The sequence below is a fragment of the Salinivibrio sp. VYel1 genome, assembly GCF_009377945.1.
Classification (GTDB): Bacteria; Pseudomonadota; Gammaproteobacteria; order Enterobacterales; family Vibrionaceae; genus Salinivibrio; species Salinivibrio siamensis.
This window is the reverse complement of record NZ_RSAM01000001.1, coordinates 203,239-216,857: the sequence shown is the minus strand read 5'-3', so window position 1 is coordinate 216,857 and position 13,619 is coordinate 203,239. Positions and strand designations below refer to the sequence as shown.

At 49.5% G+C, this 13,619-nt stretch carries 15 protein-coding genes; 10 read left to right on the top strand and 5 right to left on the bottom strand.

Annotation, left to right across the window (positions count from 1 at the left end; all coding sequences use genetic code 11):
- Window positions 1-333: 333 nt before the first annotated feature.
- Together EHW58_RS00965 and EHW58_RS00960 are read right to left on the bottom strand one after the other, a co-directional pair.
- Window positions 334-531 (bottom strand): hypothetical protein, encoded by a 198-nt coding sequence (locus EHW58_RS00965; RefSeq protein ID WP_131825352.1) that lies wholly within the window; start codon window positions 529-531, stop codon window positions 334-336.
- A gap of 200 nt (window positions 532-731) precedes the next feature.
- Complete coding sequence (locus tag EHW58_RS00960) at window positions 732-1,271, bottom strand: hypothetical protein (protein ID WP_231637467.1); 540 nt, start codon at window positions 1,269-1,271, stop codon at window positions 732-734.
- 276 nt (window positions 1,272-1,547) lie between these two features.
- Between EHW58_RS00960 and aroG the strand changes: the two genes are divergently transcribed.
- Complete coding sequence (gene aroG / locus EHW58_RS00955; protein ID WP_077666666.1) at window positions 1,548-2,630, top strand: 3-deoxy-7-phosphoheptulonate synthase AroG; 1,083 nt, start codon at window positions 1,548-1,550, stop codon at window positions 2,628-2,630.
- 77 nt (window positions 2,631-2,707) lie between these two features.
- Here aroG and EHW58_RS00950 read toward each other — a convergent pair whose 3' ends face one another.
- Both EHW58_RS00950 and EHW58_RS00945 read right to left on the bottom strand, forming a co-directional pair.
- Window positions 2,708-3,133: a DUF3069 domain-containing protein gene (locus EHW58_RS00950; RefSeq protein ID WP_152794061.1), complete on the bottom strand. Its 426-nt coding sequence runs from the start codon at window positions 3,131-3,133 to the stop codon at window positions 2,708-2,710.
- 12 nt (window positions 3,134-3,145) lie between these two features.
- Window positions 3,146-3,586 carry a polymer-forming cytoskeletal protein gene (locus tag EHW58_RS00945; RefSeq protein ID WP_046075823.1) on the bottom strand — a complete coding sequence of 147 codons (441 nt, stop codon included), beginning with the start codon at window positions 3,584-3,586 and terminating at the stop codon, window positions 3,146-3,148.
- A gap of 219 nt (window positions 3,587-3,805) precedes the next feature.
- Between EHW58_RS00945 and EHW58_RS00940 the strand changes: the two genes are divergently transcribed.
- Together EHW58_RS00940 and EHW58_RS00935 are read left to right on the top strand one after the other, a co-directional pair.
- Window positions 3,806-4,444, top strand: coding sequence for a YceH family protein (locus tag EHW58_RS00940; protein WP_152794059.1), 639 nt, complete (start codon window positions 3,806-3,808; stop codon window positions 4,442-4,444).
- Between the two features lie 5 nt (window positions 4,445-4,449).
- The gene (locus EHW58_RS00935) at window positions 4,450-4,728 is read left to right on the top strand and encodes a GIY-YIG nuclease family protein (protein ID WP_152794057.1); all 279 of its coding nucleotides are present in this window, start codon (window positions 4,450-4,452) and stop codon (window positions 4,726-4,728) included.
- Here EHW58_RS00935 and EHW58_RS00930 read toward each other — a convergent pair.
- On the bottom strand, window positions 4,725-6,968 hold the full coding sequence (locus tag EHW58_RS00930) for a bifunctional diguanylate cyclase/phosphodiesterase (RefSeq protein WP_152794055.1): 2,244 nt from the start codon (window positions 6,966-6,968) through the stop codon (window positions 4,725-4,727). The two genes, EHW58_RS00935 and EHW58_RS00930, sit on opposite strands and share 4 nt — an antisense overlap.
- A 278-nt stretch (window positions 6,969-7,246) precedes the next feature.
- Here EHW58_RS00930 and EHW58_RS00925 point away from each other — a divergent pair, with 278 nt between their 5' ends.
- From EHW58_RS00925 to EHW58_RS00895, 7 genes are read left to right on the top strand one after another with little or no spacing between them, the layout of a single operon-like run.
- On the top strand, window positions 7,247-8,200 hold the full coding sequence (locus EHW58_RS00925) for a DUF523 and DUF1722 domain-containing protein (protein ID WP_152794052.1): 954 nt from the start codon (window positions 7,247-7,249) through the stop codon (window positions 8,198-8,200).
- Window positions 8,190-9,020 (top strand): MerR family transcriptional regulator, encoded by an 831-nt coding sequence (locus EHW58_RS00920; RefSeq protein WP_152794050.1) that lies wholly within the window; start codon window positions 8,190-8,192, stop codon window positions 9,018-9,020. Before EHW58_RS00925 ends, EHW58_RS00920 begins: the two co-directional genes overlap by 11 nt.
- Entirely contained in the window at window positions 9,011-10,453 is a 1,443-nt protein-coding gene (phrB, locus tag EHW58_RS00915; RefSeq protein WP_152794047.1) for a deoxyribodipyrimidine photo-lyase, read from the top strand. Before EHW58_RS00920 ends, phrB begins: the two co-directional genes overlap by 10 nt.
- Window positions 10,450-10,890, top strand: coding sequence for a nuclear transport factor 2 family protein (locus EHW58_RS00910; RefSeq protein ID WP_046075828.1), 441 nt, complete (start codon window positions 10,450-10,452; stop codon window positions 10,888-10,890). Before phrB ends, EHW58_RS00910 begins: the two co-directional genes overlap by 4 nt.
- A complete protein-coding gene (locus EHW58_RS00905) occupies window positions 10,887-11,612 on the top strand; it encodes an SDR family NAD(P)-dependent oxidoreductase (RefSeq protein WP_152794045.1) in 726 nt (241 codons plus the stop codon). The genes EHW58_RS00910 and EHW58_RS00905 overlap by 4 nt, the downstream gene beginning before the upstream one ends.
- 3 nt (window positions 11,613-11,615) lie before the next feature.
- Window positions 11,616-12,875, top strand: coding sequence for an NAD(P)/FAD-dependent oxidoreductase (locus tag EHW58_RS00900; protein WP_152794042.1), 1,260 nt, complete (start codon window positions 11,616-11,618; stop codon window positions 12,873-12,875).
- The gene (locus EHW58_RS00895; protein ID WP_046075831.1) at window positions 12,872-13,618 is read left to right on the top strand and encodes a DUF1365 domain-containing protein; all 747 of its coding nucleotides are present in this window, start codon (window positions 12,872-12,874) and stop codon (window positions 13,616-13,618) included. Before EHW58_RS00900 ends, EHW58_RS00895 begins: the two co-directional genes overlap by 4 nt.
- Window position 13,619 lies beyond the last annotated feature (1 nt).

Below are 13,619 nucleotides of genomic sequence, written 5' to 3'. Positions count from 1 at the left end.
TTTTCTTTGCGTGAGATCGATTCTACGGCTGATTTTACAGTGATTTATCCGTAAACTACGTCCATCTGTTGGAAAGCGCTCATCCTTTGAACAACTTGAGCTGCTGGAAACGCGTATCACTCTGTCTATCATTTTTAAACTGGGAAAATTGCTGTGGAAACTGCACTGGTCGTTGCTTTTATCACTGCTGCGGCGTGGATTGTTCGCCGTGAACGTGCTGCACAATAATCTGCTGATTGAGCCCTTTTATACACACTCGTTTTATTCAGCAAAAATGAAAAGCCTTCTCCATGGAGAAGGCTTTTTTATGCTTACGTGTTTCGATGCTCGGCGTCAGTTGTCGTAATAGTCGCCGTCTGACACTTCATGAAAGTCTTCTACTTGGCTGGCGGCTTGGAAGTCAGCAGCAGGCTTGAGTTGACGTCGCCGTAACATCGTTACTTGCTCTTCCAAGCGATGAGCGGTTTCAATGTTGCCTTCTTGATAGGCTTCTTGGATTTTTCTTTCAAATTCATCAATACGTTGAGTCATCACCATCGTTATACCCTCCGACAGTTCCCACGCACAATCACAACGAGCATCGCTGTGGGAGTTGCACCACGCACTAAGACGCCCGCCTTGTAACAGCGATTACGTCCATACCTTAAACTTAGTTTAGATTGACAAGATAACCAGTGAGAGAGGTCACACTGGACGGTAACACAAGGGAGTGAGATGGTTACCGTTTGCTATTAATACAGGTATCTGACAGAAAAAATCAAGCGATTTTGTTCCAAGCCATTGGCACGCCACGTTGCGCCTAACGACAAGGTTTCAGTGGAGTGAAAGCGCCCGCCAATTTCCACTAAGCTGGTGGTGTCGTCTTGATCAAAAATGATAGAACCGACATACAAATTGGCCTCAATCGGTGGGGCTACCCAGCCGCGCAATCCGGCACCAATCACAGTGGCAAAATCACCGGTATCGTGCTTGTCGTCGTCTGGCCGCCGAAACCATGCACCTTCCAGCTCGCCATACACATCGACAAACTGGTTAATTGGGGCATGAAAGCCAACACCGCCCGAGGTATACCAGTCACCTTCGAATTGCGTATCCCCTTTAGCGACGAAGTGTGCGCCCTCCGTAAATGCAAAACGTCCCAACCCGCCAATTCCACTAGGATTTGCAAGGACGTTGACCTGAATATGGTTGTAATCAAAATTGGTCGCATGTGCAGCGGGTACGGACAGGGTCATGGCCAATAGTGCCGCTTTACTAAGGCGTGTGATCACAGCATTTACTCCATGTGCATTTAACATCAGTGTAATAGCTTCAACGCAGTCAGTGCAATAACTTAGCCGATCTTGCGCCCATATTTAAACCACAGCGCACATTGCGTCGCTAATTCACGAGGATTGATGTGTCAATATTTTGTTTGATTTAGGATTTTGCTATTGCGTAAAAAAATATTTGCACAAAAGAATGTGGCAGGTTAGCGTAGGAGTCGAATAACGAAAACGTGGCAATCAGCTACGTGAGTCAGCGACACGCAAACACAGGATTAGCTCATGAGTGTACACCCAACCGATGACGTTAGAATTGACCAAATAAAAGAACTCCTTCCACCTATCGCTGTACTGGAAAAGTTTCCAGCGACCGACGCGGCGGAACACACCGTATTTAATGCACGTCAGGCGATCCATCAGATCTTAAACGACCAAGACGACCGTTTGGTTGTCGTTGTAGGGCCTTGTTCTATTCACGACCCTAATGCTGCGCGCGACTACGCCAAAAAACTTAAACAGCTGCGTGAGACATTAAGTGCCGATTTGGAAGTGGTGATGCGGGTTTATTTTGAAAAGCCGCGCACGACGGTTGGTTGGAAAGGCCTAATTAATGACCCGTATTTAGACAACAGTTTCAAAATTAATGATGGGCTGCGACTAGGGCGTAACTTACTGCTAGATATTGCGGATTCTGGTTTGCCTGCGGCGGGTGAATTTCTTGACATGATCACGCCACAGTATATGGCCGATTTAATTAGTTGGGGCGCGATTGGGGCACGGACTACAGAGTCTCAGGTGCATCGCGAACTTGCCTCTGGGCTATCGTGTCCGGTTGGATTTAAAAATGGCACAGATGGGAATATCAAAATTGCCACGGATGCCATTCGTTCAGCGAGTTCACCGCACCAGTTTTTATCAGTGACCAAGTATGGACACTCTGCGATCGTCGCAACCGCAGGTAATGAGGATTGTCATCTGATTCTACGTGGAGGCAAAACGCCTAATTATTACGCGGGTGATGTCGATCAGATCTGTGGGGCGCTGGCTGATGCTGGGTTACGGCAAAAATTGATGATTGATTTGAGCCATGCCAATAGCAGCAAACAATATCAAAAGCAGAAAGACGTCAGCGAAGATGTGGCGGGGCAAATTGCAGCAGGCAACAAAGCCATCTTTGGTGTGATGATCGAGAGTCATCTCGTCGAAGGTCGCCAAGATTTAACGGACGGTCAGTCGCTTACCTATGGTCAAAGCATTACGGACGGTTGTATTGGTTGGGAAGATACGGAGAGAGTGCTCCATCAATTGGCGGCCTCTGTGCGTGCACGTCGTGAAAAGACGACGCCGCTCAGTGAATCCGCTTAATTGCGTCTGTTTAGTCACAAGAAGCCCCCAACCGGTGGGGGCGAATCACAGGGGTCAGTGCATGGCACTGGCCTTTCTTATTTTTGGAAAATAGCTTGAAACTCGCGTTTTAATCCAGGCTTTAAACGTGCTTGTTTCAGTTGCTTCGATAAATCTTTGACACAAGAGCTGAGCACATCATCAAGAATTTGCGCTTTGTAGTTGTCGCGCTCTTCATCAGACATATCACTTAAGTCAACCTTCTCGAGCTCGCTCAGCGCATCGATACCCGCATAGCTTTGACTAATGGCGACGAGTGCGTGAAATTGATCATAGTTGTCGAGAATGTTTTGCGCACTGGCAGGCAGTTTCTCCCACGCCTCTTTGACACTGGCACTGGACGCATCGTGTACCGAGGCGATCATCGTGTACATGGCTTCAGGGGCTTGTTCATAACGGATCACGCATTGTAGCTCAGGAGAAAAGCTATCAAAGCTGACGGGGGATTGATTAGAGTCGGACATTCACAGGCTTCCTTACGACTGTTTCGAGGAGGGTGGATGAGCTTTTTTGTCTTTGCTTGCTTTATCGTCTGATCTTGCTTGTTCCGCTAAGGGTACCACTGTGTCTGTTGATAGAGTGGCACGGTTCTCACCAGCAAGAAGCCCACCTTTTTCAATGGTCAGTTGCTCGGTATTCAGTACGCCTTTCATCTTTCCCTGCGAGAGAATATCGATAGCGTCTGCATCACATTGCCCCTCTACTAAGCCATTGATGGTGATATGCTTAGCGTTGATGGTACCGCGAAAGTGGCCAGATGCTGAGATAACAACGGCGTTAGCCTGGGTTATATTGCCTTCCCCAAATCCATCAATTTGAATATCGCCCTCAAGATCAATATCACCGACCACTTTACAGTTTCTGGCGACGATCGATAAGCCATGATTCGGGGTAGACTTTGAACTAAACAGACCCATGTCGTGCACTCCACATACATCATTTTGGTCAAGTATATCATTAGCTGTGCACAGATGGTGGCGCTCTGGTGTACAACCCGATGCGTAAGATGTGATCCTGCTACCAGTATTGGTGATCGTCGCCTCGGATGGATTATTGCGCGGTTATCGGCGCAGTGATTGCTTGCACGACATTCAGTTGATATAACTCGATGAAATCGACTAAATGGGATCATCGCTATGTTAAGGACACTCTCACCGTATCAGCAACGTGTCATCGGTTGTTTACTTGAGAAAGAAGTCACCACCCCGGATCATTACCCGCTCACACTCAATGCGCTGACCACCGCCGTGAATCAAAAAAGCAACCGTGATCCTGTCTATGAGATGGCCGATTCAGAGGTATTAGATATCGTAGAGACCTTGATTGAGATGCGTCTGGTTAGCCCGCAAGAGGGCAGCGGTGGGCGTGTTGCCAAGTATCAACATCGTTTCTGTAATACACAATTTGGCGACCTAACCCTCAGTGAGCCACAGAAAGCGATCCTTTGTGTCATGTTATTGCGAGGCGCTCAGACGCCCGGGGAGTTGAGAACCCGTACACAGCGCCTCTATGCCTTTAATCGTGTCGAAGATGTCGAGCGCACATTGGCTGACATGATTACGTCAAACTGGGTAAAAAAATTGCCGCGTGAGGCTGGAAAGCGCGAGTCGCGCTATCAACACCTATTTACTGACGGCGTTAATATGCCGACGAACTCAGCACCGCAATTGGAACCAGAACCGACCACCGATGCCTCTTTGGTGACGCGAGTGAGTGCGTTGGAGCAAGAAGTGGCGGAACTCCGTCAGATGTTAGAGGCTGTTTTGGAGCGATAACACCTATGGATACGCCTTGGTTTGTTTATTTGATTCGAACGCGCCAAGGGCAGCTTTACTGTGGCGTAACAACGGATGTTAGCCGCCGGTTGATACAACATCGCCAGGGTAAAGGTGCACGTGCGCTACGAGGGAAAGGACCGCTGTCACTGGCGTGGCAATCGCAACCGATGGAAAAGCGAACGGCGATGCAGCGCGAATGGCAAATAAAGCAATGGCCGAAGCAGCGTAAGGAAGCGCTATGTGCACGCTTTTGTTGTGTGCGTGACAATGGTGGTGATTAATTAAATAAGCGAGTGATGGGTTGTGACTGCGTGAGGAGCGCAGTCAACTGATGGATATTCATTGAGGGGTAATAAAGGTGCCCCTGCGCATAGCGGCACCCCAGGTCAAACAAAAAGTCACGTTGATCTTCACGTTCCACACCTTCTGCGACCACTTTTAATTTCAGCAATTGCGCCATGTTAATGACGGCTTGGCAAATCACGATGTCGTCTTTGCAGTGAGGCAGATCGGCGACAAAACTGCGATCGATTTTGACGGTGTCCACCGGGAAATGCTTAAGATAGGCCAGAGATGAGTATCCGGTGCCAAAATCGTCAATCGCCAAAGAAACACCTGCTGCCGCGAGTGTGTGTAAGGTATGTTGGTTTTGGCTAAGGTTCTCAATGAAAACTTGTTCTGTCAGTTCAATTTGCACACGTTCGGGCGGGACTTGATGGCGTTCAATGGCGCGTAGAATGGTATCAGCAAGGAAGCTGTCTTGGAATTCATGCCCAGAGATATTTATCGCGATAAATGGGGGGGCACAGTGCTGCGCTAGCAAGGTTGCATAGGTCTCTAATGCCTCATTGACTACCCAAGTGCCTAACTGCCGCATAAGCCCTGTGTCTTCTGCGGTACGGACGATGGTATCAGGCGAAATCACCGCGCCCTCTGTATCTTGCCAGCGTACCAGGGCTTCAATCCCCGCAATGCTGTGATCTTTTAGATCGATTTGCGGCTGAAAATGTAAGCTCAACTCGTTACCTTGAATCGCTTTGCGGATGGCGTACTCGGTATCCTTTTTCTGATGCAGGTGGTCTCGCATTGCCATTTGGAACACCACGACTCTGTGATGAGAGAGTTGACGAGCGCGATGCGCCGCGGTGTCTGCGTGACGCAACAGTTCCTGAGCGGGCATGGAGGCATCGTAGCGATAACTAATGCCGACGGCACAGGTCACAATAATCTCCTCTGCGTCGTGGAAGAAGGGCTGCTCAATGGCTTTTCGGATTTTTTTCGCGTAAATCTCCGCTTTTAGCGGTGAAAGCTCGCTGCCGACAATCGCGAATTGGTCGTCGCTGATTTTGGCAATATAGTCATCGGTTTGCCTCACGCGTTGTAGACGTTGTGCCAATTCAACTAAAAGCTGGTCATGCACCGCTTGCCCGTACAAATCATTGATCTCTTTCAAATTATCAATGTCTACACAGATTAACGCCAGATCGTGGGGGTGCGCGTTAGATTCATGTACACGCTGCTGAATATAGCGAGTGAGGGCATGACGGTTGGGCAGGTACGTCAAGGCGTCGTGATTCGCGATAAAATGTAGCTGTTGCTCGACGTCTTTGCGTTGCTCTATTTCATTCTTTAAATAGTCAATCGTGGTCTGCGCCGCCCGGCGAGACATCAAATTCACCTCAGCCAAATACAACGCGACGCCTAATAAAAGAGCCACAAGCATGCCGGCGATATAAATCAGAATGGGTAATGAGATAAATTGACTGGCGCCTGGTTCTTGCCAAAGCGCGAGCTGCATAGCGGGTTGTGTGCCTGCTAAGGTTAAAGGTGCCGACCCAACCGCGGCAAACGGCGAGATGGTGTCACCAAGCAACACGGTGTCGTTTGCCCAGCGGGTCATGGTGAGGTGTTGATGTTTATTCAGATAGTCGGACGCAATTTCGTCAACAAGCGCGTCAAGATTAACGACTGCGCCAAGATAGTAACTTGGCGCGGCGCGGCTATGACTGTAAATCGGGTAAGCAATTCGCCAACGGGTGAGATCGTGCTGATCCGTTTCAAGCTGGCCCTCTGGCTCGCCCACTACGTCAAATGAAAAACGCGGTTTATTATGGCTGGTATCTGCGTGTGTTTGCCAACTTATTTCCTTTCGACTGTCCGCCCAAAACAATGATGAAATATAGGCACTGTCTTGTTGGGTTTGTTGCACCAAAGCTTGCCATGTCGAGAAGGTCGAGGGCACATCCAACTCGATGTTACTGGCTAATGAACTAAGCCGTGTGAGTTGGGTATTAATGCTGCGTTCGACGGCGCTGGCCAAGGCTTGAACTTCCACATTGAGAAGCTTTTCAGTGCGTTGCGCTTGTTGTGACTGGGCAGCCTGATACAACAAAAACGTCGCGACGAGCACACCAAAACAGACGAGCGCGATGAAAATGAACGCACGGCCACGAGGCTGTGCCGACCGCCTGGCAAGTGTGAGTGGATCCTCGTTGTGATCATTGAATGTTGATAAAGGCATAGGGCCTGCGCGTAAGGATTATGGTGACAACCAGATAGTTCCAGTGTAGTGCTAAGAATGGGGGATTGCGCGTATCAATACTGAGACAGTAGTCGGCCGCTTGCTGCCAACAAAATCTCGGCGTTAACCCAGTAACTGACGTGGATGCGACAGGGCACTTACTTGTACAAATAATTTTTTTTGTACAATTTTGATCTATCTTCTACTCTTAGTTGTACAACATATTATAAATGTACAACTCCGCAGCCAATGCTGCGCGGTCAGTGTAGAGGTGAGACATGTCATTCCCTGTAGGTGTTAGCGCCTGTGTTATTGGCGAAAAAGTACGATTTGACAGTGGTCATAAGCGTAGCCCATTTGTCACCAAAGAGTTGGCACCGTATGTCGACTTCGTGCCAGTGTGCCCTGAAGTCGGGATTGGACTCCCCGTGCCGCGCCCCGCTATTCGGTTAGTCGATAAAGGCGACCTATCAGTGAGGTTGGTAGAAACCAAAGATCAGCAAAAAGACTACACCGAGAAAATGATAGCGTTCAGTGAACAGAAAGCGGAAGAGCTCGCTCACAAAGCACTGCGTGGCTACATTGTCTGTGCCAAGTCACCGACCTGTGGCATGGAGCGGGTGAAAGTCTACCGCGAGAATGGTTACGCCTCAGATATTTCCGGGGTAGGGCTTTACACTCAGGCACTGATGGCGCGTATGCCATGGCTACCTGTTGAAGAAGACGGCCGGCTTAACGATCCTATCCTCAAAGAGAACTTTGTTTTTCGGCTATTTGCGCTTGATGATCTTTACCAGAGTGTCGAGCAAGGGGTGACCAAGAAAGCTCTTGTCGATTTCCACTCACGCTATAAGTTGGTGCTGATGGCGCACTCACCTGAAAAGTACCGTGAGCTTGGGCGATTTATGGCCAACATCGGCCATTATGACCTTGATCGTTTTTTTGAACAGTACCGCACCGCGTTTATGCAAGCCATCGCCATTCGTGCGACGCGTAAAAAACACACCAACGTGCTGATGCACCTGCAAGGCTATTTTAAAAACAACCTTGATAAAAGCCAAAAAGCTGAGTTAGCGAACCTTATTCATGCGTATCGTCAGGGCACCATGCCTTTACTGGCGCCGCTGACGTTGATTTCGCATCACCTACATAATCACCCTGATGCGTACTTAGCTAACCAAGCCTATCTCAAGCCTTATCCTGATGCGCTGAGGCTTCGCTATGGCCTTTAACACGACTCACACTCTGACCATCAGTCAGGTCGCGGATCAAACCGGGGTTAACCCTGTCACACTGCGTGCTTGGCAGCGACGTTATGGATTGCTTGCGCCTGAGCGAACGGCCAAGGGACATCGGCTTTATCGCCAAGAAGATGTAGAGACTATCGCTCATATTCTCCAGTGGTTAGACAAAGGCGTGCCGATTAGCAAGGTCAAACCTCTTCTTGCTCACAGTCCCGCGTCGGCCGAGGCGGAAGACGACAGCGTGGCACAAGAGCTGATTGACTGTATTCATACATTCTCAGTCAAACGGCTTGGGAAAGCCCTGGATATGATTTTAAAAGAGTACCCCTTTTATTGGTTAGTTGAACATGCCTTTACACCGATCGACCAATGGTTAGGTGACGAGGATGAAGCGGTTCGTGTATTGCAGCGCGACCTGTGGCAAAGCGCCGTGATTGACCGATGCAGAACGGCGCTGGCGGCGAATGCCAAACGACATGCCCAGTCTCGATGCTGGCTTGTCTCATTAACGGTAACCAGCGAATATCAACGCGTGCTTATGGCGATGGCACTCAACGAGAAGGGTTACAGTGTCACAATGTTATCCAGTCCGCATCAGCAATTGAATTTGGTGGTTGAGGTGATGCGCGAGCAGGGGGTGACAACATTGGCCTTAATGGCTAATCGTCGTCTCGATCGCGCCCAAATCAATCAAGTACGCCATTGCCTTGCTCAAGATGATATTGACGTTGTGAGCCAAGCTTTTATCCGCTCCGTACACGGTGACGAGCTCGAAGAACTTAAGGAGAACAAAACGTTATGCATCTAGTCTGGTTTCGGCGCGATTTACGTGGGCTGGATAACCGTGCTTTGAGCGCAGCCAGCGAAGCGTCCGATCCTGTGGTCGGGATATTTATTGAGACACCGGAACAGTGGGCATCGCACCATCTTGCCCCCAAACAAGCGGGCCTTATCAAAGCACGGCTAGAGGCGTTACGTGAAGAGCTTCGCGCGCAAAACATTCCGTTGGTGGTTGAACGTGCGGCTGATTTTTCTCAATCGGCGGAAAAAGTGGCTGACTATGCCCACCGCATTGGTGCAACAGCGGTATTTGCTAACAAGGAGTACGAGCTCAATGAAAGCAAGCGTGATGAACAGGCGCGCGTGGCGTTGGCGGACAAAGGCATCGCGTGGTATGCCTATGATGACCGCAATTTGTTTGCACCGGGTACCATAAAATCGGGAAAAGGTGAACCGTATAAGGTGTTTACTCCCTTTAAAAAGGCTTGCTTACGTGCCTTAGACGGCATGGATGCCTCACCGCGCCAAAAGCCACCTAAACGCGAGATAAATTCGGCCGTCGACGCGATCTTTTCACAGCTTAAACCGATTCACTTTGATTATCCGACAGAGGATGTCTCCGACTGGGCGTCCGATGAGAAAGGGATCCTCGCGCACATGCGTCGTTACTGCCGCGAGCAAGTGGCTGATTATAAAAGACAGCGTGACTTTCCCGCTGTTGATGCCACCAGTCAACTTTCTCCTTATTTAGCCATTGGCGCGTTATCCCCACGTCAATGCTTAGCACGTTTACAAGAAGAGCATGCCGATTGGCGCGAGCCCGATACAGGGGCAGCCACCTGGCTTTCGGAACTTATTTGGCGTGATTTCTATCAGGAAGTGAGTGCGCAAAATCCGGCAATCAGCAAAAAGTATAGCTTTTTAGCTTGGGGCGAGTCAGTGGTATGGGATAACGACCTTACATTGTTTGAGGCGTGGAAGGCGGGCAAAACGGGCTTTCCCATTATTGATGCGGCCATGCACCAGCTTAATCAAACGGGCTGGATGCATAACCGGTTGAGAATGATTGTGGCCAGCTTTTTGACCAAAGATCTACTTATCGATTGGCGCTTGGGAGAAGATTACTTCATGTCCAAGCTGATTGATGGCGATTTTGCCTCTAACAACGGGGGCTGGCAATGGTCTGCGTCGGTAGGGACCGATGCTCAACCTTACTTTCGGATCTTTAATCCGACCACACAGGGAGAGCGGTTTGATAGTGATGGGCGCTTTATTCGTCGCTGGCTACCGGCGCTTAAACAGGTGCCGGGCAAGCATATTCACCAGCCTTGGCAATGGGCAGATCACTACGCCCAGACGCTAGATTATCCGCGTCCGGTGGTGGATCACGCCACTCAGCGCAAAAAGGCGCTGGCTATTTTTGAAGCGGCGAAGAATCAGCCTCAGGAGCAAACACCATGACTCGCTCCCCAACCCATGTCGGTGTGTCGCAATTTGTGACGACCTATCAAGCGCTTAATAAAGATAACTTGTCATCACTGGCGACGATTTATCACCCCAAGATTGTGTTTGTCGACCCAGCGCATGAGATAACCGGCTTAGAAGCGTTTATCCAGTATTTTTCGCTGCTGTACGAAAACGTTACCGATTGTCAATTTCATATACACACGACCGCGGTAGACGGAGACGATGCCTTTGTGACCTGGACCATGATGTTAACGCATCCCAAGTTGGATGGGGGGAAAACGCGACAAGTTCAGGGCTGCTCTCACTTACGTTTTTATGACGGCAAAATCATTCGCCATCGTGATTACTTCGACTTAGGTGAAATGCTGTACGAGGCGCTGCCTGTGATAGGTCGCCTGCTCAAACATATCAAAACGAGGCTAGGACAATGAAAAACGTATTGATCACCGGCGCCACGTCGGGAATTGGTGAGCAATTGGCAAGAGACTATGCACGTCAAGGTTGGCAGGTAACGGCCTGTGGGCGAAATCAAGACAAGCTCAACACTATGGCTCGCGATCACGCATCATTAGATGCATTGGCGTTTGATGCCACGGATGGCGAACAAACGCATCAAGCGCTGAGTAACCTAAGCGTCTTTCCCGATTTAATTATTCTAAATGCTGGGACGTGTGAATATATCGACCATGGCAAAGTCGATGTGGCGCTGTTTAAACGCGTTTTTGAGATCAATGTCTTCGGCGTCCTCCACTGTATTGAAGCGCTACAGAGTCGGTTCACCCACAGTACGCATCTTGCCATTGTCGGCTCGTCGGCCAGTTACATGCCGCTGCCACGTGCGGAGGCATACGGCGGATCGAAGGCGGCGATTAGCTACATAGCCAACACCTTATCGGCAGATCTGGCGCAACAAGGAGTGACGGTGTCACTTATTTCGCCAGGGTTTGTAAAGACACCACTGACAGACCAAAACGACTTTGCGATGCCAATGCGCATCACGGTGGAGCAAGCATCGGCGGCGATTCAACAAGGATTAGCAAAAGGAAAAACGGAAATACATTTTCCGCGAAAATTTACCTTTATTCTCAAGTTTCTCGCGCTATTGCCTATGTCCTGGCAGCGAGCTCTCGCACGACGTATGACAAGGAACTAAATCATGAAAATTGCCATCATCGGCTCAGGCATTGCCGGTTTGACGTGTGCTCATTATCTCAATAAACAGCATGACATCACCTTGTTTGAAGCGAATGATTATTTGGGGGGCCACACGGCCACGGTCGATGTCGACGTCGCCAGTGGACAGTACGCGATTGATACCGGGTTTATCGTTTTTAACGATCGCACATACCCAAATTATGAACGTTTACTCAATGAAATTGGTGTAGGTCGTCAACCTTCTCAGATGAGCTTTAGTGTTCGCAATGATGCGAATGGACTGGAGTATAACGGGCATAGCCTTTCCTCGTTATTTGCGCAGAAGCGTAATGTCATCAATGTACGCTTCTACCGCTTTTTGGCGGAGATCATGCGATTCAACCGCCTCGCGCGCGACGCACATGAAACGGGTGAAGCGGAGCGGCAAGGCGCACTTAATACCCTAGGCGATTTTCTCAATCAACATGGGTTCAGTGATTATTTTTGTCAAAACTATATTCTCCCCATGGGCGCGGCTATCTGGTCATCTACCTTGTCGGATATGCGTGGCTTCCCCTTGGCGTTCTTTTTGCGTTTTTTCCAAAACCACGGCTTGTTGGATATCGCGAATCGGCCGCAATGGTATGTGATCCCCGGAGGCTCACGTGAGTACGTTAAAAAGCTCACGCCTGCTTTTGAGGATAAGATCCATCTGAATTCACCCGTGACAAAGGTCCGCCGGACCCCTGATGCGGTGTGGGTGACGACAGAAGCCGGTGAGCAGGCGTTTGAGCAGGTGATTTTTGCGTGTCACAGTGACCAAGCCTTGGCCATGCTGGCCGATCCCAGTGAAGCGGAACAACAGGTGCTTGGGGCGATTCCCTATCAAGACAATGAGGTTGTGCTTCACACTGATACGTCGCTGTTGCCTAAGCGTCAAGGCGCGTGGGCGAGTTGGAATTATCATTTACCTTTGTCAGACAAAATAGACACAGAACCAGCGGCTTTGACCTACAATATGAATATATTGCAGTCAATTCAGGCGCCTGAGACATTTTGCGTGACGTTAAATCAAACCGACAGGATCGAGCCGAGTAAAATTCTTAAGCAATTTGTCTATGCTCACCCCGTGTTTAATACCGACAGTGTTGCCGCACAGCAGCAGCGCCATCGGGTTAATGGCCAGCAACGCAGCTGGTTCTGTGGCGCCTATTGGTATAACGGCTTTCACGAGGATGGTGTGCGGAGTGCGCTTGATGTCGTGGAGGGGATTAATTCGTGAGTGAGTCGGTTTCAGCACTAAATAGCGGTTTATATGTCGGGCAAGTGCGGCATCGGCGTTTTAGCCCGATAAAACACACGTTCAATTACTCGGTGTTTATGCCTGTGATTGATCTTGATGAGCTTAGTTTGTTGGCATCACAGGTCAAAGGGTTTCGCTTGGGTAAGTGGGGGTTAGCTGCCTTTGATCATCGCGATTATTTGAATGGACAAGCCGACACCAAAGCGGCATGCATCGATAAGGTTCAGGAACTGACGGGCGAGCGCATTGAGGGGAAAGTGTATGCGTTGTGCCAGCTACGTTATTTGGGCGTGTATTTCAGTCCGGCCAACTTTTATTACCTCTATGACCAAGCCCATAACTGGCGTTATTTATTAGCCGAAGTGAGTAATACCCCGTGGGGAGAGCGGCATTATTATGCCGTGCCTGCGGGTCAGCGGTATGAGCATGACAAAGCGTTTCATGTCTCACCGTTTAATCCCATTAAGCAACGTTATCACTGGCGTCTTCGCCCTTTAGGTACGCGGGTTCACTTGCACCTCGAGGCTCACCGACAACAGAAAGAATTCGACGCCACACTTGGACTGCAGCGACGTCCATTTACATCAAAAACACTGAGTAAGTTATTGATCCGGACGCCGATGGAAACAGTAAAAGTTGTCATTGGTATTTATTGGCAAGCGCTCAAACTTTGGATAAAGGGCGCACCGTTTTATCCGCACCCGAGTGCGAAGAAGGAGTAAT

Bases quoted from the DNA above. Each gene is read 5' to 3' on its own strand.
- EHW58_RS00940 (WP_152794059.1), top strand. From the start codon at position 3,806: ATGTTAAGGACACTCTCACCGTATCAGCAACGTGTCATCGGTTGTTTA.
- EHW58_RS00900 (WP_152794042.1), top strand. From the start codon at position 11,616: ATGAAAATTGCCATCATCGGCTCAGGCATTGCCGGTTTGACGTGTGCT.
- EHW58_RS00965 (WP_131825352.1), bottom strand. From the start codon at position 531: ATGACTCAACGTATTGATGAATTTGAAAGAAAAATCCAAGAAGCCTAT.
- phrB (WP_152794047.1), top strand. From the start codon at position 9,011: ATGCATCTAGTCTGGTTTCGGCGCGATTTACGTGGGCTGGATAACCGT.
- EHW58_RS00930 (WP_152794055.1), bottom strand. From the start codon at position 6,968: ATGCCTTTATCAACATTCAATGATCACAACGAGGATCCACTCACACTT.
- EHW58_RS00920 (WP_152794050.1), top strand. From the start codon at position 8,190: ATGGCCTTTAACACGACTCACACTCTGACCATCAGTCAGGTCGCGGAT.
- EHW58_RS00910 (WP_046075828.1), top strand. From the start codon at position 10,450: ATGACTCGCTCCCCAACCCATGTCGGTGTGTCGCAATTTGTGACGACC.
- EHW58_RS00945 (WP_046075823.1), bottom strand. From the start codon at position 3,586: ATGGGTCTGTTTAGTTCAAAGTCTACCCCGAATCATGGCTTATCGATC.
- EHW58_RS00950 (WP_152794061.1), bottom strand. From the start codon at position 3,133: ATGTCCGACTCTAATCAATCCCCCGTCAGCTTTGATAGCTTTTCTCCT.
- EHW58_RS00935 (WP_152794057.1), top strand. From the start codon at position 4,450: ATGGATACGCCTTGGTTTGTTTATTTGATTCGAACGCGCCAAGGGCAG.
- EHW58_RS00925 (WP_152794052.1), top strand. From the start codon at position 7,247: ATGTCATTCCCTGTAGGTGTTAGCGCCTGTGTTATTGGCGAAAAAGTA.
- aroG (WP_077666666.1), top strand. From the start codon at position 1,548: ATGAGTGTACACCCAACCGATGACGTTAGAATTGACCAAATAAAAGAA.
- EHW58_RS00905 (WP_152794045.1), top strand. From the start codon at position 10,887: ATGAAAAACGTATTGATCACCGGCGCCACGTCGGGAATTGGTGAGCAA.